Origin of the sequence: Nocardiopsis alborubida (genome assembly GCF_012396365.1) — a bacterium.
Classification (GTDB): domain Bacteria; phylum Actinomycetota; class Actinomycetes; order Streptosporangiales; family Streptosporangiaceae; genus Nocardiopsis; species Nocardiopsis alborubida.
The window spans coordinates 1-18814 of sequence record NZ_JAAXPG010000043.1 but is presented as its reverse complement, the minus strand read 5'-3'; the positions used below and the strand labels follow the sequence as shown (position 1 = coordinate 18814).

The 18814-nt window shown below is 69.3% G+C and carries 15 protein-coding genes; 7 read left to right on the top strand and 8 right to left on the bottom strand.

Features of this window, described 5'->3' with window-relative positions; genetic code table 11:
• Nucleotides 1–623 precede the first annotated feature (623 nt).
• From HGB44_RS29460 to HGB44_RS29440, 5 genes are all read left to right on the top strand, one after another.
• Nucleotides 624–1604: an ABC transporter permease gene (locus HGB44_RS29460; protein ID WP_061082280.1), complete on the top strand. Its 981-nt coding sequence runs from the start codon at nucleotides 624–626 to the stop codon at nucleotides 1602–1604.
• Nucleotides 1605–1674: 70 nt separating this feature from the next.
• Nucleotides 1675–2583, top strand: a complete 909-nt coding sequence (locus HGB44_RS29455) for an ABC transporter permease (RefSeq protein WP_061082279.1) — start codon at nucleotides 1675–1677, stop codon at nucleotides 2581–2583.
• A 14-nt stretch (nucleotides 2584–2597) separates the two neighbouring features.
• Nucleotides 2598–4784, top strand: a complete 2187-nt coding sequence (locus tag HGB44_RS29450; protein WP_061082278.1) for an ABC transporter ATP-binding protein — start codon at nucleotides 2598–2600, stop codon at nucleotides 4782–4784.
• Nucleotides 4785–4869: 85 nt separating this feature from the next.
• Nucleotides 4870–6570 (top strand): ABC transporter family substrate-binding protein, encoded by a 1701-nt coding sequence (locus HGB44_RS29445; RefSeq protein ID WP_061082277.1) that lies wholly within the window; start codon nucleotides 4870–4872, stop codon nucleotides 6568–6570.
• A gap of 455 nt (nucleotides 6571–7025) precedes the next feature.
• Nucleotides 7026–8093 (top strand): pectate lyase family protein, encoded by a 1068-nt coding sequence (locus tag HGB44_RS29440; protein WP_061082276.1) that lies wholly within the window; start codon nucleotides 7026–7028, stop codon nucleotides 8091–8093.
• Here the strand turns inward: HGB44_RS29440 and HGB44_RS29435 are convergent.
• Complete coding sequence (locus HGB44_RS29435) at nucleotides 8086–8982, bottom strand: hypothetical protein (protein WP_061082275.1); 897 nt, start codon at nucleotides 8980–8982, stop codon at nucleotides 8086–8088. The genes HGB44_RS29440 and HGB44_RS29435 overlap by 8 nt on opposite strands.
• Before the next feature lie 346 nt (nucleotides 8983–9328).
• On the opposite strand from HGB44_RS29435, the gene HGB44_RS29430 reads away from it, so the two are divergent.
• Nucleotides 9329–9796 carry a hypothetical protein gene (locus tag HGB44_RS29430; protein ID WP_061082274.1) on the top strand — a complete coding sequence of 156 codons (468 nt, stop codon included), beginning with the start codon at nucleotides 9329–9331 and terminating at the stop codon, nucleotides 9794–9796.
• Here HGB44_RS29430 and HGB44_RS29425 read toward each other — a convergent pair.
• The gene (locus HGB44_RS29425; protein WP_061082273.1) at nucleotides 9793–10668 is read right to left on the bottom strand and encodes a hypothetical protein; all 876 of its coding nucleotides are present in this window, start codon (nucleotides 10666–10668) and stop codon (nucleotides 9793–9795) included. The genes HGB44_RS29430 and HGB44_RS29425 overlap by 4 nt on opposite strands.
• A gap of 87 nt (nucleotides 10669–10755) precedes the next feature.
• Nucleotides 10756–11856 (bottom strand): pilus assembly protein TadG-related protein, encoded by a 1101-nt coding sequence (locus HGB44_RS29420; RefSeq protein ID WP_061082272.1) that lies wholly within the window; start codon nucleotides 11854–11856, stop codon nucleotides 10756–10758.
• A gap of 421 nt (nucleotides 11857–12277) precedes the next feature.
• Between HGB44_RS29420 and HGB44_RS29415 the strand changes: the two genes are divergently transcribed.
• Nucleotides 12278–13249, top strand: a complete 972-nt coding sequence (locus HGB44_RS29415) for a hypothetical protein (RefSeq protein ID WP_168444200.1) — start codon at nucleotides 12278–12280, stop codon at nucleotides 13247–13249.
• An 11-nt stretch (nucleotides 13250–13260) separates the two neighbouring features.
• Here the strand turns inward: HGB44_RS29415 and HGB44_RS29410 are convergent, their stop codons facing one another.
• The 5 genes from HGB44_RS29410 to HGB44_RS29390 form a co-directional block, all read right to left on the bottom strand.
• Nucleotides 13261–15690 carry a glycosyltransferase family 4 protein gene (locus HGB44_RS29410; RefSeq protein ID WP_061082270.1) on the bottom strand — a complete coding sequence of 810 codons (2430 nt, stop codon included), beginning with the start codon at nucleotides 15688–15690 and terminating at the stop codon, nucleotides 13261–13263.
• Between the two features lie 426 nt (nucleotides 15691–16116).
• The gene (locus HGB44_RS29405) at nucleotides 16117–16788 is read right to left on the bottom strand and encodes an aggregation-promoting factor C-terminal-like domain-containing protein (protein ID WP_061082269.1); all 672 of its coding nucleotides are present in this window, start codon (nucleotides 16786–16788) and stop codon (nucleotides 16117–16119) included.
• Nucleotides 16789–16824: 36 nt separating this feature from the next.
• On the bottom strand, nucleotides 16825–17352 hold the full coding sequence (locus tag HGB44_RS32235; protein ID WP_231972553.1) for a hypothetical protein: 528 nt from the start codon (nucleotides 17350–17352) through the stop codon (nucleotides 16825–16827).
• 9 nt (nucleotides 17353–17361) lie between these two features.
• A complete protein-coding gene (locus HGB44_RS29395; protein WP_082768513.1) occupies nucleotides 17362–18411 on the bottom strand; it encodes an OmpA family protein in 1050 nt (349 codons plus the stop codon).
• A gap of 55 nt (nucleotides 18412–18466) precedes the next feature.
• Nucleotides 18467–18682, bottom strand: coding sequence for a hypothetical protein (locus HGB44_RS29390; protein ID WP_061082268.1), 216 nt, complete (start codon nucleotides 18680–18682; stop codon nucleotides 18467–18469).
• Nucleotides 18683–18814: the final 132 nt, after the last annotated feature.

The window sequence follows — 18814 nt, the reverse complement described above, 5'->3', positions numbered from 1 at the left end:
CCTCAACGACGGCCGTGAGCCGGACTCAGCCCCTCCGGCGACCGGGCGGGGCGTCCTTCCGGGGAAACCACGGGTGTTCTCCGGGAACTTCCGCGTCGTTCGTGAAACCGTCCTGGGGGCGGCCTCCGGGCGGGGAGGGGGGTTTCGACCATGCTGCGTTAGATTACCGTTGAGCGACATTTCTGTGGTCGTATGTCCGAATGCGGAGTCGTCGGAGGCGGTCCCGCTTCGTTCGCGGAACGCGTTTCCCCAGCTCGCGCGAGTTGTCGATCACTGTGCAGAGTCATTTCATTGCAGACTGTGTAAAACTTGACAAATCGACTGCAATCGGGTGCTTAATCAGGCACTGTTGTCTTTTCTTGACGCAGTGTTTACCGTCGAGTGTCTAGTCCAGCGCAGACTCTTGACATTCCGGTCACGGAACGTGAACCGGGTGCAAGTGTGTTTCGGCAGTCACCGGGAGTAACCCCCGCCGGTGGTCGCGGGATCGCGAAGGCTTAACGATGCCATCCACCGTTGGCGTCGTCCCCCTGGTGCTTCGGACCCCGGCCCCGGGCGCCCCCAGTAACGACCGCGCACAACGGGACGAGTGCCGGGCTCGGCTGTGAGGTTCGGAGATAGTTTTGGGCAAGTTCCTGGCCAGACGGCTGCTGAACTACGTCGTGCTGATCTTTCTCGCGACGAGTTTCGCCTACCTGCTCGCTGCGACGAACCTCTATCCGCGCGGCTACTTCGAGCAGATGCAGCCGCCGCCGACGCCGGAGGCGGTCAACGCCCAACTGGACGCGCTCAACCTCAACGACCAGGCCCCGCTCGCCGAGCGGTACGCCACCTGGCTCGGCGGAGTGGTCCGGGGCGACTTCGGCAAGACCATCCAGGGCGGCGACGTCACCGACCAGATGTGGATGAAGGCGGGCGTGACCCTGCGCCTGATCACCGTCGCCACCGTCCTCGGCAGCGTGATCGGCATCGCGGTGGGCGCCTACGCCGCCGTGCGCCAGTACCGGCGCTTCGACAAGGCTGCCACGGCGGCCTCCTTCTTCGTCCTGTCGGTGCCCACGGTCGTCATCGCGATCGTCGTCCAGGTGCTCGCCGTCACGATCAACGACGGGCTCGGTTTCCAGCTGCTGCGCTACTCCGGCGAGTACGCGGCGGGCTTCGACGGAACCTGGTGGGAGCTGCTGCTCAACCGCATCCACCACGCGATCCTGCCCACGATCGTGCTGGCCGTCGCGCTCTTCGCCTCCTTCGCCCGCTACCAGCGCAACATGATGCTGGACGTGCTCAACGCCGACTTCGTGCGCACCGCCATGGCCAAGGGCCTCACCCGCAGGAAGGCCCTGTTCAAACACGCCCTGCGCACCGCGCTGATCCCCACCATCACCTACTTCACCTTCACCTTCGGCGCCCTGGTGTCGGGAGCCACCTTCACCGAGAAGATCTACGGCTGGCACGGCATGGGCGCGTGGCTGATCGACTCCATCTTCCGCCAGGACGTCCACGTGGTCGCGGCTGTCTCCTGGTTCATGGCGATCACGATCATGGCGGCGTCCTTCCTCTCGGACATCCTCTACGCCTGGCTGGACCCGAGAGTGCGGGTCTGACCGTGCCCCCCGCCACCGCCCGTAACGTTCCACCGCGCACGACCGCGCCAGTTCGGCTGGAGACCACGCCATGAGCACGATCGAGAAAAGCACGGGGCCCGGTAAGGCGACCGTGCCTCCGGCACCCAACCGGCTCAAGGACGTCGTACGCCAGCTCATGGGTACCCGGCGGGTCATCGTCGGTCTCGCCATGCTCGCGCTACTGGCGGCCTTCGCCTTCGTCGGCCCCTACGTCAGCGGTTGGGAGGTGGGCCAGCGCGACTTCGGAGCCACACTCGAAGCGCCCTCCGTCGAACATTGGATGGGTACCAACCGCACGGGGCAGGACATCTTCACCCAGGCCACCGCCGGTCTGCAGAAGTCACTGCTCATCGGCCTGCTGGTCGCGGTGGTCTCGACGGGCGTGGCCGCCCTCGTCGGTGCGTTCGCCGGCTACTTCGGCGGTGTGACGGACCGGGCCCTGATGTGGATCGCCGACCTGGCCCTGGTCCTGCCCAACTTCGTCATCCTGGCCATCCTGTCCAAGCACTTCGTCGGCCAGGGAGGCTGGTTCGTCCTGGTCATCCTGCTGGCGGCGTTCAGCTGGATGGTCACCTCCAAGATGATCCGTGGTCTGAGCATCTCCCTGCGCGAACGCGAGTACATCCACGCGGCCCGGTTCATGGGCGTGCCCTCGCACAGGATCATCCTGCGCCACATCCTGCCCAACATGTCGTCCCTGCTCATCGCGGACGCCACGATCACGGTCAGCACCGCCATCATCGGAGAGACCGCCCTGAGCTACTTCGGGCTGGGCGTGCAGTCACCCGACATCAGCCTCGGCATGGTCATCGCCGAAGGGTCGTCGTTCGCCACCACCGCCCCGTGGATGTTCGCGTTCCCCACGGTTCTGCTGGTGCTGATGGTGCTCGCCGTCAACATGATCGGGGACGGGCTGCGCGACGCCCTCGACCCGCAGTCCAAGTCGCGCCGGTCCTAGGGGGAGGCACACACATGAGCACTGACACCGTCGCGAACACCGAGACCGTCAGCGGGACTCCCGCCGGCGACACCCCGGTCCTGGAGGTCACCGACCTCACCGTCACCTTCGGCGGGCTCAACGGCAACCCCGACGTGCGCGCCGTGCGCGGGGTGAGCTACTCCGTCCGCCGCGGCGAGGTGCTGGGCATCGTGGGCGAGTCCGGCTCCGGCAAGTCCGTCTCCTCGATGGCCGCCATGGGGCTGCTGCCCGAACACGCCCGGATCACCGGCTCCGTGCGCCTGCACGGCGAGGAGATCCTGGGCCTGGACGACCGCACCATGGCCCGCAAGCGCGGCAGGGTCATCTCCATGGTCTTCCAGGACCCGCTGTCCGGGCTCACCCCCGTGTACACGGTCGGCGACCAGCTCGCCGAGGCCGTCTTGATCCACGATCCCTCCGCTCCCAAGGCCAGGGCCCGCGCCCGCGCGGTGGAGCTGCTCGAACTGGTCGGCATCCCCAACGCGGCCCAGCGCTACCGCTCCTTCCCGCACGAGTTCTCCGGCGGCATGCGCCAGCGCGTCATGATCGCCATGGCGATGGCCAACAACCCCGACGTCATCATCTGCGACGAGCCCACCACGGCCCTGGACGTCACCATCCAGGCGCAGATCCTCGACCTGCTGCGCACCGCCCGCAGGGAGACCGGCGCGGCCATCGTGATGATCACCCACGACCTCGGCGTCGTCGCCGGGTTCGTCGACCGGGTCCTGGTCATGTACGCGGGCCGCCCGGTGGAGACCGGCCGCGTCGACGACATTTACTACCGCAGCAGGATGCCCTACACCATGGGTCTGCTCGGCGCCGTCCCGCGCATGGACCTGGAGCACCAGGGCGCCCTCGTCCCCATCAAGGGCACCCCGCCGTCGCTGTCGGACCTGCCGCCCGGATGCCCCTTCGCGCCGCGCTGCCCCCTCGCCCGGCCCGAGTGCGACCTGGCCGAGCCCGAACTCCTCACGATCGGCGCCCAGCCCTCGGGCGGGGAGATCCGTGAGGGCGCGGCCGCGGCGGGGCCCGGTGCAGGGCGGGAGGCCGACGCCGACGCACAGCGGGTGGCGTGCGTCCGCTCCGGGGAGATCACCGCTCAGGGGTGGACCGCCCGGGACATCTACCCGGTGCCGGAGATCCCCGACTCCCCGGCCGCCGCGGGAGACCGTGCGGACCGCGCCGAGATGCTGCGGGTGCAGGACCTGGTCAAGCACCACGCGCTCACCAAGGGCGCGGTGTTCAAGCGCCGGGTGGGCTCGGTGTACGCGGTCGACGGCATCGACTTCGACATCCGCGAGGGGGAGACCCTCGCCCTGGTCGGCGAGTCCGGCTGCGGCAAGTCCTCCACCCTCATGGAGATCATGGACCTGGCCAGGCCCCAGCGCGGCACCATCTCCGTCATGGGCAGGGACGTCGCCACCCTGGGCCGGGCCGACCGGTTCGCGCTGCGCCGGGACATGCAGATCGTCTTCCAGGACCCGATGAGCTCGCTCGACCCGCGTATGACGGTGTTCGACATCATCGCCGAGCCCCTGCGCACCCACGGCAGGCGCGCGGAAGAGGTCACCCGCCGGGTGTACGAGCTGATCGACCTGGTGGGCCTCAACACCGAGCACGTCACCCGTTTCCCCGCCGAGTTCTCCGGCGGCCAGCGCCAGCGCATCGGCATCGCCCGGGCCCTGGCCCTGGAGCCCAGGCTGCTGGTGCTGGACGAGCCGGTCTCGGCCCTGGACGTGTCCATCCAGGCCGGCGTGGTCAACCTCCTCCAGGAGCTCCAGGCCCGGTTGGGCCTGTCCTACCTGTTCGTGGCGCACGACCTGTCCGTGGTCCGGCACATCGCCGACCGCGTCGCGGTCATGTACCTGGGCCGGATCGTGGAGATCGGCGACACCCGCTCGGTCTACTCCCGGCCCTCCCACCCCTACACCCAGGCGCTGCTGTCCGCCATCCCGATCCCCGACCCGGAGAAGGAACGCGCGCGCACCCACATCGTCCTGGACGGAGACCTGCCCAGTCCCGCCGACCCGCCCTCGGGATGCCGGTTCCGGACCAGGTGCCAGAAGTTCGCCCTGCTCCCCGAGGCCGACCGGGAGCAGTGCCGGAGCGTCGAGCCCCAGATCCTCGCCGTGAACGACGGTGACCAGGCGGCAGCCTGCCACTTCGCGGAGCGCTAGGAGGTCGTCCGACCCCCGACGACCGGCTCGTCACGGCCAGCGCCACCCCGCGCGCTGGCTGCATCACCCCAGAGAGGAAATCCCCATGCGAATCGGGAAGGTGCGCTACCTCGCCCCGGCCGCGGCACTGGTCCTCGTGGCCAGCGCCTGTGGCGGAGGCGGTGACGACCAGGGAGACGCCCAGGAGCAGGTGGCCTCCCTCGCTGCCGAGGACCTGAACCCCGCGCCCCGCGAGGACCTGCGGGAGGGTGGCAGCTTCGTGTGGGCCATCAGCGCCTACGACCAGCAGCACAACATGTGGCACACCCAGGGCAACATGGCCAACGTACGCCGGGTGACCGCCGCGGTGCTGCCCAACCCGACCCGGTACGACGCAGAGGGGCTGCCCTCTCCCAACGAGGACTTCGTCCTCGACTACGGGGTCAGCGATGACGGTCTCGAAGTCTTCTACGAGCTCAACCCCGACGCGGTGTGGTCCGACGGTGAACCCATCACCTCCGAGGACTACGAGGCCCAGGTCGAGACCGTCAGCGGCTCGCGTGAGGGCGACTGGGAGCTCGGAGGCACCGACGGGTACGACCAGATCACCGAGTTCGTCCCCGGAGACGACGAGTACTCCTTCACCCTGAGGTTCGACGAGCCCTTCGCCGAGTGGCCGTCCCTGTTCTCCCCGCTGTACCCCAAGGAGTACATGGAGGACGAGGAGCTCTTCAAGGAGGGCTACGTCAAGGACTACCCCGTCACCGCGGGGCCCTTCGGGGACGTGGAGTTCGACGACGTCACCGAGCGCATCACGATCACGAAGAACGAGGACTGGTGGGGCACCGAGCCCCTGCTGGACGAGATCGTCTTCGACGCCATGGGCACCGACGCCATGGCCGGCGCCTTCAACAACGGTGAGATCGACGGCTTCTACCTCGGTTACGACGCGGCCGGCTACGAGTTGCTCAGAGACAGGGAGGGCACCTACTTCACCCGGGCCGTCAACCACGCCTACCGGTTCGCCTCGCTCAACGGCGCGAGCCCGAACCTTGAGGACGTTCGCGTCCGCCACGCGATCTCCCTGGGCCTGGACACCAGCGCCCTCGCGGAGATCGCCCTGGGCGCGGTCGACTGGCCGATCACCGGTGAGACCAACCGCCTGCTCCGGTCCAGCCAGAACGGCTACCAGGACAACAGCGAGGGGTACGGGGAGTACGACCCCGAGCGTGCGGCGGAGCTGCTCGACGAGGCGGGGTGGACCCTGGAGGAGGGCGCCGAGTTCCGCACCAACGAGAAGGGCGAGACGCTGTCCTTGGACTGGGTGGCCTCGGACGACATGGCCATCGCCCAGGACGAGGCTGAGATCGGCCGCGACATGCTCGCTGAGATCGGCATCGAGGTCAAGGTCCAACAGGTGCCGAACAACGCCCTGTTCTCCGAGTACGTCATCCCCGGCAACTACGAGGTCGCCACGTACGTTCTCACCGGTTCCAACCCCTACGCGGGCGACGCCCAGGAGAACTACGGCATGCCGGACGAGAACGGGGAGTGGGGCAACAACCTCGCCCGTACCTCGACCGAGGAGATCGACCAGAAGTTCGGCGAGATGCGTGCCGAGACCGACCCGGAACGCTACGCCGAACTCGCCAACGAGATCGACCGCCTCCTGTGGGAGGAGGTCGCGACCATCCCCTTCTTCGAGCGTCCCGGCCTCTACGTCATGAACGAGGACCTGCACAACTGGGGGGAGTTCGGTCTGGCCTCCGACTACGTCTACGAGGACATCGGCTGGGCCGCCGAGTAGCCCCGTGACGTCAACGCCCGCCGCCTGAGCGGGTGTGCCAGGGCGCCGGCCCCCGCACGGGGACCGGCGCCCTTCGCCGTGTGCCGCCCGGGGCTGCCGCGCCTCCCCCGCGGCTCGGCGACGGCCCCGGCCGTGCGCCTCGTCCCGGGCGGGGCGGCGCCGCTCCAGCCGCGTGGTCCCCGTGCGGTGTGTCGTCCCCCACAAGCCGCGCGTGTGCCGACCCGGGGCGGGGGCTGGGGTTGGGGCCGCGGACCCGGCTGTGGCAAGGTCTAGGCATCGTTTCCGGCCCGCCCCGCCCGTCTGCCCGGGCAGGTGGACGACCGGGAACGCCGGGGCCGTCCGTCGGGAGGCCCGTGCTCCCCCCGTGGCCGTGCGACGCCGCCACGGGCTCACGGCGCCGCCCGGCAGCGCCCCAGCCCCCACACCCCCTGTCCCGCTGCGTTGGAAAGCCCTTGATGAGACCTCACCCGATCGCCGCCGCGGCCGCGGCGGCGCTGTTGTGCGCTGCCCTCACCTCGTGTTCACAGGAAGAGGAGGAGGCCGCGACGCAGCCGCAGACCGGTGCCGCCGCCGAACCGGACACGGAGGCCGACGAGTCCGGATCCCCGGCGGAGCAGGCCCCGGGAGAGACCCCGGGCGAAACACCGGAGGAGACGCCGGAGGGGGAGCATGGCGGGCCGGTCGGCTGGGCGGGTGAGCCGCTGGAGCGCGACGGCGAGGAGTACCCGGGCGCGGTCGGCGGTGCGGAGGGGGAGACCGTCACCGCCTCCGACGCCGGGGAGCTGGCCGACCACCTGGCCGCCGAGGAACCGCTCACCGTCGAGGTCACCGGACCGATCGACCTGGACGGTGCGATGGAGGTCGGCTCGGACAAGACCCTCGTGGGCGTCGAGGGCGGCGCAGAGCTCACCGGCGGTCGGCTGGTGGTCGACGGGGCCAGCAACGTCGTCCTGTCCAACCTGCGGGTGGAGGCCGACGGGACCGCGGTGGCCGTGCGCGGCGGGGCCCACCACGTGTGGGTGGACGGCTCCACGTTCTCCGGCGGCGGGGAGGACCCCCTCGTCTCGGTGACCGAAGGCGCCGACCACGTCACCCTGTCCTGGAACCACTTCACCGACGCCGAGTCGGCGCTCGCCGTCGGCGGCGGGGAGGAGGGGCCGGGCGCCCTGCGGGTCACCGTGCACCACAACTACTTCGACGGGACGGCGGGCCACCACCCCAGGGCGCGGTTCGCCGAGCACGTGCACGTGTTCAACAACTACTTCCGGGCCAACGAGGAGTACGGGGTGGAGTCGGCCGACGACTCCAACGTCCTGGTGGAGGGCAACTACTTCGAGGGCACCCGGCTCTCGGTGTCCACCGCGGAGGAGGAGCCCGGCAACGTGGTCACCCGCGACAACCTGCTCGTGGACTCCGCGCAGCCCGACCTGCTCGGCGAGGTCGCCGACCCGCCCTACGCCTACGAGATGGACGACACCGCCCGCGTCCCCGACGTGGTCTCGGCGGAGGCCGGGGTCAGTTGAACGAGTGGTACTCGTAGCTCTCCCCGACACCGGTCTCGGTGCGGTAGTCGAACCTGCGCGGGTACCCCTGTTCGTCGATCCACAGCTCGAACTCGGCGTCCCGGACGGTGGTGAGGGTGTTGCGCCCGGTCTCGGGGTCGTAGCCGCCCAGCATGGCCGTGAACGTGCCCGTGTAGTGGTAGGCGCTGTGCGTGCTGCGCAGCTCCGGCCACTCCAGGCTCACCTCCTCCAGCCCCTCCAGCGCGAGGTCGGCGGAGGTGTCGAGTACCTCGCGCAGCTTGGCCGACCCGTACGCGCGCGAGCACAGGTAGCGGTCGGCGGGGCTGGGCGGGTCCAGCAGCTCCAGGCCCCGGTCGGCGGTCATCATGAGCTGGCCGTCGCCCACGTCGTAGCGGTACACGCCCAACCCGTCCGCGGTGGAGAAGTAGTGGTCGAACTCCGGTTCGGTCCCGGAGTCGTACATGGCCTGCCCGCGGCCCGACGTCGCCGGTCCGGCCGAGGCCGTGGGGTGGGTCGCGGGCGGCTCGGGGAGTGCGTCGGCGGCTCCGGCGTCGGGCTCCGGCGCGTCCCGCGGGTCGGTCTCCCCGTCGTACACGGTGAAGGTGAGGTGGAAGGCCGAGGAGTCCTCCACGAGTTCGGCGGCGGCCTCCAGGTAGGCCTCGGCGTCCTCGGGGTCGGCCGCGGTACGGGCGGTTCCGCTTCGCGGCGGTCGGGACTCGGGGCCCTCCGCGACGTCCAGCGGGGGGAGGGGATCGCCCACGACGAGCCGGGCCGCAGCCCATCCGCTGGCGACCACGGCCACGCTGACCAGCACCATGAGGAGGGATACGAGCCAGTTGGGCCGCCCTCCCGGGGAGGGCTGCTCGTCGGGGTCGGAGGGGTGCGGCATCGACGGAACCGACACGGCCTGGGCCTCGTTTCTGCGGATCTTCGCGCGACCGCCGGGGGACGCGGGGGGTTTGCGGATCGTCTTCGTCTGGCATCGGAGGGTGACGGGTGGTACGACGCGGTGACGCAGTGTTCCGTTCGATGGTCCCACGCACGTGATCACTTCCGACATCCACGAAGGTGAGCACCCAGTCGCGGTGGGGCGACTCCAGGAACGGTTCGAGGAATCCGAAGGTGCGGGTCCGCGACAGCCGCCGCAGGGTCTCCTCGGCGGCGTGCTCCCACAGCAGCCTGACCGCGGTCCGGGCCGCGGCGGAGGCGCCGAAGGACGGGCTGCGGAAGAGTTCGTGCAGATCCTCGCCCTGCAACCGCAGGACGGTGGCCTCCAGCAGCCGGGCCTCCAGCAGGCCCAGGAGGGACAGCGCGCAGTCCGTCCGGGCCACCGGATCGGGGAGGGCGCCCGCCCGGGCGCAGCGCAGGACCGCCTCCGCGGCGGCAGCCGGGTCCAGCCTCCAGTCCTCGTCCGGCACGGGTCCGTGGCCGGTTGTGGCCGTGCCGTCACCGGTGTCCGTGCCGTCCGCTGGACGGGAACCGGACCCGCCGCCCAGCGCCCGGTGCACGGCTCCGCGCAGCTCCGCGGGGAAGCGTTCCAGCGCTCCGTGCGCGGCGGCCACCACGAGCAGGGACAGCACCGCCAGCAGCAGGGCGGCGTACTCCAGCAGGGTGTTGCCCCGGTCCACGTGTCCACCTCCTGTCGCGTCGTGCCCGGCCGCGGCCCGGGCCGCGGCCGGGCTGTTGGGTCCTGTACCGTCTAGCGCGGCCGGGGGCCGAACAGCTGGGGCGGCTCCCTCTCGTAGGCGCGCACGCGGCTCCGGACGAGCCGGAGGTGCTCGGGAGGGCACGACCAGCCCTGGCGGGTGAGCGCGTGCAGGATGCGGCGCAGCAGCCGTCCCGGCCGCGACTGGAGGTCGTGCACGCGCGCCGAGACCACCTCCCAGCCCTGCGCCCGCATCGCCGCGTACCGGACCCGGTCGCTCGCCCCGGCCACAGTCGGGGAGTGGAACTCCGGGCCGTCGTACTCCAGCGCCACCCGTTGGCCGGGCCAGCCGAGGTCGGCGTGGAACACGCCCTCGTCGGTGGGGACCGGGCACCGCGGGACGGGAGGGGGCAGGAGCGCCTCCAGGACCAGCACACGCGTCCACGACTCGGCGGGCGACCGGCTCAGCTCCGAGGAGTAGCGCAGGGCGGTGCGCAGCTGCCTCAGCTGCCGCTGGGAGCGGGCCCGGCGGGTGGCGGGGACCAGGTCCCCCTTGGTGACCAGCCCCCGGGAGAGGAAGGCGTCGAGGCGGGCCGTGGCCACGAAGACCGAGGGCGCGCGGGCGGCGACGTCGACGGCCGCGCGCACCGGGGTGGTGACGCGCACGCCCTCCACCACGTCGCGGTCCGCGGCGGGCACGTGCTCCCGGTGGGCGACCACCGGCATGCCGCTGGTGCGCACGCCCCGGGGGACCGCCACGTGCGGGCGGGTGCGTGTGGCGCGGACGCCCGCCGCGTGCAGGTCCACGCCCCAGACGTAGGAGGCGGTGATGTCGCAGACCACCGCGTCGGGGGAGAGCGGGCCGACGACCGGCGCGAGCGTGCGCAGAAGGAGGGAACGGTCGGGAAGGGTGTGCTCACGGACTGTCATACCCTCCAGGTTCGGGGGCGGACGCCGCCCCGGCAAGCCCTTCCCGACGCCTGTGGACAACTCCCCGGACCCCCGCGCGGGGCGCGGTCACCGCATGGGACCGACGCCCGCCGCCAGGTGGATGTGGTCGATGTGGTTCTGGGTGTTGCTGCCCCTGTTGTCCATGGGACGGCTCACGCTCGACCAGGGGCCCACCGGGTCCGGGTTCCCACCGGTCGCGTTCCAGATGCGCTGCTCGTAGATGATGCCCTTGACCCCGAGCTGGTGGGAGTTCTGGATCACCCAGTCGATCACCGTGATGGCGGTGGCGTGCATCTGCGGGGTGGGCACCGCGCCCAGTTCCGCCATCATGTAGTCCACCGCCTCGCCGCTGTCGTGGTCGCTGCCCGGCTCGGTGCGCCGGCCGCCCGCGGAGAGATAGAAGCCCGGGAACTCCTGCTGAAGGCGCTGGTGCGCCGCGCACATGATGGGGTGCAGCGACCCCAGCGCGGCGCAGTCCACGCTGGGTCCGCCCCCTCCGACGAAGTCGGGGTTGAACCTGTAGCGGCCCTCCTGGTCGACCAGGTGCACGTCGATCAGGCGCTTGGCGGAGGCGAGGTCGTCGACGGTGCCGCCGTCGCAGACCAGTTCGCCCCCGTCGCGCCCGCACTCGTGGGGGATACGGACGATGGCGATGGCCGAGGCGTTGCCGACGACGGTGTTGGTCTCCTCCTCACTGCCGTCGCAGACCACGTCGTTCCAGTGCCGGGACCCGTCCTCCTCCAGTTCGCGCTGGCACACGGCGCCGCGCACCTCCACCCGCACGATGTTGCCGCTGCGTCCCATGACGTTGTCGCTGGCGCGGATGTCGGTGAGGACCGCCCCGTTGCTCCGCGCGTACTCCTCGGCGCGCGCCTCGGCGGCCTCCTCGTCGAACCAGGGCATGGGGTAGGCGCCGTCGACGATGTCCTGCGCGGCCCGTTCCTGGAGGGCGCCCACCGCCGCCAGTGCTGCGGCGTCGGCCGCGGTCTGGGTCCGCGAGCGCTGGTCGTTGGCGGCGCCCACCCGCACGAACAGCAGGGTCAGCGAGAGCAGGGCCAGGGTGAGCCCGAACAGGAGCAGGACGTTGGCCTGTCCGTCGTCGCCTCTTCCCGGCGCGCGCCGTCCGGGCGGAGGGGCGGTGTGGGGGAGGATCCGTCGCAGTCCCATGCCTTTTCCATCAGGGGAGGGGGTGCTCCCGGGAGGAGGGGAGCGGGGGAGGGGGGAGCAGCAGGCCGCGTCGCGCGTGGTGAGCACGCGAACACGCCCGGACAACGTCCCGACCAGCGCAGCTTATCCGGGCATGTCGGGAAGCGGTAGGGCCTGTGGACGACCGCGGTCCCTTCTGGGGCCGGTGCGAGGGGTGTTCGCCCTGTTCGGACGCGTAGCGGTGGCGTGGCGGGTGGGGAGCCGTCCGCGCCGGACCACGCGGCCATACGACTTCGTGGGAATCGTCCGGCGTGTTTCTGTCGGGTGTGGGGCCCACGGCGGCTTCCGCACAGGGAGGATGGACCCTGTCCGGCGCGTGTCGAGTCGTGGTGCGTGGTCGGATTCGCACCCATTCCACCGCAGAAGAAGCGAAGGCGAGGACATGAGCGCCCGTAAAGCGATGACCCCCGTCGAACAGGACGAGCTCCTCCGCAGGATCGGGACGGACCTGCTCCGGGCGGCCCCCGACGACTGGGTCAAGCTCCGGCTCGTGTACTCCGGACTGGGCGCCTGCGAGACGGCCCTCTTCGAGGTGATGTTCGAGGGCGGGCGCAGCAGCGGCTGGATCCCGCCGTTGTCCACCCTGGAACGGCTGCGGGAGATCCGCGCGGGGATGTACGCCGAGGGGACGGGTACCTGGTACACCGCCTACTACGAGGTCGACCGGCCCGCGAGCTACCGGATCCGCTACGACTACGAGAACGAGCCGCACTTCGACGAGCCGCGGGACGACGCCAGTTACCTGCTCGACCTGGAGCACTTCCCGCGCGACGACGAGCACGTCCCCGTCTGGCTGCGGGACCGGCTCCAGGGCGACCGCGTGCCCGAGGCGCAGGACGGCGGGTCGCCCTGGAGCCTGCTCATCGCCTCGCGCCCCGACCCGCGGACGCGGATGTCCCCGGGGGACATGACCCCCGAGGAGATGATGGACACCGTCCAGGAGATCGTGGACCGTACCCTCGACTCGCTCCACGGCCCCTGGAAGGAGGTCGTCGTCGACTACCGGGGCCTGTTCGGGGTCTCCTCGTCACGGGTGAGAGTGCGCAGACCGGACGGCGGCACGGAGTGGGACCTGCTCCTCCCCGAGGTCGGGCGGCTGCTGGACCGGTTGCGCACCGGGATGTACCAGCCGGGCAAGGGCACGTGGTTCACGGCCCGGTTCACCGTGCAGGAGTCGCGGGAGATCGGGGCGCACTTCGACCACGACGCCCCGCCCGAGTTCGACTTCGAACCCGACCCCCGCGACTTCCACCAGGACATCCAGCACTTTCCTCGCGGCGCCGACCACCTGCCCGACTGGCTGCTGGACCGGCTCAGCCTCGCCCAGCGCATGATCCGCACCGGGCAGGCCTGAGGCGCCCCGGGTCAGGGCATCCGTCGCCGGACGGCCTCCCGCGCGTGGACGTCGGCGACGGTGACCTGGAGGTCACCGGAGCCCAGGGGCGTCACGGTCGCCGAGCGCACGTACGGGCCGTGGCTCCAACGGCGCGAGGTGCTGTCCGGGACCGCTGTGGCGCCCAGACGTCCCAGAGCCCCCGACGGCCCCGCCAGCAGTCGCAGCCGCCACGTGGCCCGGATCGCTCCGGGCCCGCCGTACTCCGTCCGCGCCAGCAGCGGCAGGGAGCCCACCAGACGGCTGCCGGAGGCGGAACCGCCCTCGGCGCGGAGCGGGAAGCGCCGGCCCACGTCGGTGCCGCGCACCACCTCCACTGCGTACTCCGCGCCCTCCGGGAGTGGGGAGGCCAGACGCACCTCGAACCGCAGACGGCTGCCGCGGCGCCCCGCCGGGACCGCCCGCACGCGGTCCACCTCCAGGGTGGGCGCCAGCGGCGACGTCACGAGCCCCAGCCGGTCGTTGACCGTGTAGTAGGGGCGTACCCGCGAGCCGGCCCCCTCGCCACGCTCCACCTTCTGGTCCGGGTACCGGATGATCTTCTGGTAGCCCGCCACACCGGACAGGTGCCGTCCCACGGTGCACTCGGTCCCGTCGGAGAGCACCAGGCGCAGCTCCCACTTCTCCGACTCGCCGTACCGGCCGTGTACCACGACCTCGGGGTCCACCACCGCCGTGAAGCGGCCGTCACCGGCCACCGGCGCGGAGAACTCCCGCAGGGCCCCGGGCGAAGTGCGCAGCCGCACCGCCAGGCGCGCGTGGGCGTCCGGGGTGGCGCGGCCCAGCACCCGGCCCTGCACGGTGATCAGCCCGTCGGCCGACTCCACGTGCTCCACCTCGGCGTGGTGCGCCGAGCGCCTCACGTGCAGAACCAGACGGCCCTTCGCCGAACGGGAGGGCAGCACCAGGGCCAGGCGCCCGACCCGTTCCGGATCCAACGGGAAGCCGTGCTGGCGGATCTCCACGTCGTGGACCGGGGTCTCCCGGTCGCCGTCGAGCCGCAGCACCTCCCACGTGCGCGCGGCCAGCCGGGTGCGTGCGGCGTCCACGACCACGTCGCCGGTGCCGTCCGGCTCCAGCTCCACCCGCTTCCCCTCCAGGGTCAGCACCACCCGGTCGGGCGGATCGGCGAACGACAGCACCGCGACTCCGTCCCCGGCCACGCGCACCCGGCAGGCGGCGGCAGGTTCGGGGCGCGGCGCGGGCACCGACACCCGCGGCGGAGGCAGTTCGTGGCCGGAGAGGCCGGAGAACAGCTCCTCGTGCATCAGCATGACGTTGGCGGGGTCGAAGCGCTCGGAGCCGGTCAGCGCGGCGGACGACATCCGCCGGCGCAGCTCGTCGTCGGCCATCAGCTGGGCCAGCCCGTCGGCGATCCCCGGGGCGGACCGGTTGGGCACCAGCAGCCCGTCCTCGCGGTCGCGGATGATCGACGCCGGACCGTGCGGGCAGTCGGTGCTCACCACCGGCAGTCCCGAACGCATGGCCTCCACGATCGTCATCCCGAACGGCTCCTCGCTGGAGGTCACCGCCGCGAACGAACCCTGGGCCCAGGCCTCCTCGACGCGGGGGTGCGCGCCCATCAGCCACACACGGTCCTGGAGCCCGAGCGAGTTCACCAGCCGGGCCAGTGCCGCACGCCGGTTGCCGCGCCCGTAGATCCGCAGCGTCCACTCGGGGAATTCCTCGCTGACCATGGAGAAGGCCTGCACCAGGAGGTCGTGCCGCTTGCTGGGGGCCAGCCGCCCGGCGGACACGATCGTGCGGCTGTTGTGCCCGTTGGCGGTGAACGCGGGCGCGGGCACCGAGTTCGGGATGGACAGCACGCGCACCCGAGGCATCGGCATCCGGTCACGGTACGTGCGCGCGTCGGCCTCGGTCACGGTCACGAAGGCGTCCAGGTGGGGATAGGCGTCCTCCATCACCCGGCGCAGCGGCTCGGAGTGCTGGTCGTAGGTCAGGTGCTCCTGGCCGATCTTGACCACCCGGCTCGGAGCGGCCCGGGCGATCACCACGTTCAGTCCCGGCCGGGTGCCCACCACCACGTCGGCGTCGGTGGTGGCCAGGTACTCCTCCAGCCGGTCGTCGGTCAGGCGGCTGTGCGTGGGGCCGCGCGCGTCCTCCGGGGGGAAGAGCAGCGGCGGTACACCGGCCCGTTCCGATCCCTCGTACAGCGGGCGGCCGTCGGTCCCCGTACCGTCGGCGCCGTCGTACCCGCGGACGTCCACGAGCGGGCGCAGGCTCACCTGCGCGGGTACGGGCAGAACGGGCTCCGCGCGGTGCCGGAACACCGAGACGATCTCGACCTCGTGCCGTGCGGACAGCGCCGCCGCCTGGTTGGCGACGGTGCGGACGGTTCCGCCGATGCCGTACATGTCGTTGATCAGATAGGCGATCTTCACCGAACCCCCGTGTGGTCAGTGCCGACCCGTGCCCCCACGAGACGGCAGCGGTGCCCGTCTTCCACACCAGAGCCCCCGGCGGGGCGGCGTGGGAACGTTCAGGGTACGAACGTTCCGCAGAGGGAAATGCCCTTTATGTCTGATAAGACCCTGGTATTTACCAATTTCTGTGGGTGTTTTGCGGAACCTTCACATGCCGCGAAGATGCCGCACCCGATTCCGTGAGCGGTGCTCGTGTAAGGGAACGCGGGTGCGAGGGATCGCGAGTGCAGGGAGACGCGGGTGTGAGGAAGAGCGGAGCCCCCGTGCGGAGGCGTGCCGTCCCACAGGGGAGCGCGGGCAGGAGTGCGCGGGGGGAGCAGCCAGGTGTGCGGGCGGCAGGACGGCAGGACGGCAGGGCAGACGGGTGGGGAAGGGGGAAGGCCCTCAGTAGGTGCCGGTGTTCTCCCAGTACGTCCAGGCGGCGCAGGGCGACCCGTAGGCGTCGTCGATGTGGCTCATCCCCCAGGAGATCTGCGCCGACGGGCTCTCGCGGAAGCCCTCGGGCATGGAGCCGTGCCTGGCCGGGTTGAACCCCGAGATGCCGTGGTCACCGGTCTCGGTGTTGATGAACGTGTGGTCCCAGTGGGAGACGACGCTCCACAGGTTGCTCAGGCACTCCCACTCGTTCTCGGTCCAGCCGCGGTCCGCGGCCATGCCCATCGCGAGCGTCTCGTTCTCCAGGGCGTTGGAGTTGCCCTGGCCCCACTCGTACTCCTCGGGTTCCTCCGGCCGGTCGGCGTCCACCCAGGTCTCGTCACCGCAGCCGGGGCCCTCGACCAGGCACACCATCTGCCGGACCCCGCTGTTGAAGGTCTGGCTGAGTCCGAGTTGGTAGACCGCGACCACGATCGCCGCGGCCAGCACGGTGACCGCCGCCAGTTCGACGAACGCCGCGCCCCGGTCGCCCCCCGCTCTCCGGGCAGGGCGGAACCGTTGCAGGAACCGGCCGCCCCGGTGCCTCCTCGGCGGCCCGTTGCGTTCGCCGGAACGCCCGGGCGGTCCGGTGGGGGAGGGCCGTCGGGTGTCCCCGAGTTCGGGGCGGTGGGGGGTGGGCAACGCCGCCTCCTAGGCGATCTGGATGGTGGGGGGACGTCAGGAGATGGGGATGTCCTCGATGGGGTCGAAACCGGGGATCTCCACGGATATGGTCTCAAGGTCGCTCGGGACCGAGTACATGGACCAGTATGTCATTTTTTCCTCGGAGTCGACACGCTGCTCAAAATCGTTCGAAACATTTCCCGCGCACAGGCATTCCCCTTCGCCGTCCATGATTGGATGATAGCGGGTTCCGTTTTCTGGAGAAAAGGCGGTGACTCCGGAGAAATAGGCTCCGCCACTGTATGTATATGACAGATCGGTGAGCCATGTGAGAACTACTGGTTCACTTCCAGAGTTTTCTATACTCCATGTCACTGCCAGTAGGTTTCCGGATTCGTTTTCCTCTGCGACATTCACCTCTGCGGTCAGGGAAGAGGAGCTTGTTTCGTTTCCAGGGGCTGTGCCGAGTGCTTCGAAATCATTTTGAGTGGGTGCTGCTGAGGTGCTTGTGCCTACAGAGAAAACGAGCGCTGTTATTGAGATGGTCGTGATGAGGCCGAGTTTTCTTGCAGCCTTTCGCATCGATGCCTCCTATTTTTCGAAGGTGACGCTGACTCGTCGGTTGCGCTCGCGACCCTCTTCGGTATCGTTGTTGGCGATGGGTTCGCTGGCCCCGTGGCCCTCTACCTCGAAATTGATCCCACTTCTGGTGACCAAATCCGTAAGAACTGATTCGACAGTTTCTGCGCGCCTTTGTGAGAGTGGAAGGTTGATGGATTCGTTGCCGGTGTTGTCTGCGTGTCCATCAATTCTCACTGTGGAGGAGCTTGCGTCATCAATTTCACTGGCGACCTGCTGTATGATTTCCTCTGCATCGGGGCTGAGGTCTGCACTGTTTGTCTCGAAAAGTACGTCAGAAGACAGGATGATGCTGACTTCATCGCTGCTTTCGGTGCGTCCTGTTTGATCCTCGGTGTTATCGGAAATCATGGTGAGATCGCGGATTTCTGGCTCTGAAATCCCTTGGCTATCTATGGTTTCTGGTGAAGTGCTTATGGGGACGTCCAGAAACGGTGGAGTCAGGGGGGTGACTACGGTCATTCTTTCAACTTCGGGTGGGGGTTCAGGGTAAACAACCCAAGTTTCCACGGTTTCCCCACTGTCAATGGAGCCTTCAAAGGGAAGGCAGAAGCATGAACCGTCGCTCTGGTTGTGGCTTAAGTGTCGAGTTTGGTTTTCTGCGTCAACGAGAGTGACTCGGCTGGCTGTGTAAGGATTCTCTGAATCAGCCAGTCCGGCGTAAAGATAGTACTCTTGGCTAGATTTGTTTGTGATTCCCAGGCGAAGTCTGAGTAGGCTATCTCCAATCCTTTCGAGGGCATAGACGTCAATCTGGAGGTCGGACCCTATGTCAGAGGAGCTGCTGACACTGCTGGCAATCGCCTGTCCTGCCTTTTCTTCTTCATCGGAGGGTGGAGGGCTTGGGTTGTTTGGATTTTCGTTCTTCTGGTTGCTTTGAGGAGGGGTTCCTGGATCAATTACGCAGCCAGAGGTGAGTAAGGACAGTGAAGTCAGTGCAGCCCCTAAAGGGAGCAAGCTTCTAGTTTCTCTTTCCTGGGGGGAGGATTTTCCCTGATGCATCTATTTCCGGATTTTCTGATGGGAACCCAAAAGTCTCTGATTGGTGTGGTTAACCTTATTCCGCCGGTCCTTGGAGGATTTGGTCAACGGAGGACCCTATGGCCTGCCTGATCTGGTCAGGAATGCCCAAGGCCCAGATGCCAACCGCGATGGCGGCAACGAGAATAAGGATCGCTGCGTACTCGACGATCCCGGCGCCCTTGTCCTTCTCCTCGGAGGTCGGCACAAGGAAGGTGCTCAGCGTCACCCAGAGTTTGGTCAGGCTGTTCACGGGGCTTACTGAACTTTAATTTGTGGGGTTACCGTTCTTGACAAGCAGCCCCGCCGGAGTATCCCGAAGGTATGAGGTATTCCACCGGCGGCGGGCTGACCGCCGCAGAACGCCAGCGACGCGAGGCGGTGC